The sequence below is a fragment of the Paraburkholderia tuberum STM678 genome, assembly GCF_902833905.1.
GTDB lineage: Bacteria > Pseudomonadota > Gammaproteobacteria > Burkholderiales > Burkholderiaceae > Paraburkholderia > Paraburkholderia tuberum.
Window position 1 is genome coordinate 1 of record NZ_CADFGP010000208.1, and the last position, 318, is coordinate 318.

At 58.5% G+C, this 318-nt stretch carries 1 protein-coding gene; it reads right to left on the reverse strand.

Annotated elements, in window-relative coordinates; all coding sequences use genetic code 11:
* The coding region (locus HWY30_RS40970; RefSeq protein WP_244145229.1) for a LysR substrate-binding domain-containing protein at positions 1-251 on the reverse strand (251 nt) is incomplete at its 3' end.
* Positions 252-318 lie beyond the last annotated feature (67 nt).

Sequence of the window (318 nt, forward strand, 5' to 3'; positions counted from 1 at the left end):
GCCAAAGGATGATGCGAGTTCATCACTGCGACAGCCCGCATACGCGCGAACACCGAGTGTTCGAGGCCGGCCATCGACATCTCGTCGGACATCAGGCCGAAATCCACCTGTCCAGCCGAGACCTTCTCATGCACTTCGCGCGAACTCATCACCTGTAGCGAAATTTGCACGTTTCTGGACGGGGCATCGAACGCCGCAATGACACGTGGCAGAAAGCCTGTGCCCAGTGCCGGCAGAGAGGCGATCGCCATCCGGCCCAATCCGTAGGAGCGCAAACTACGGATTCGATGCTCGATGACCTCAAATCCGCGAAAGTAC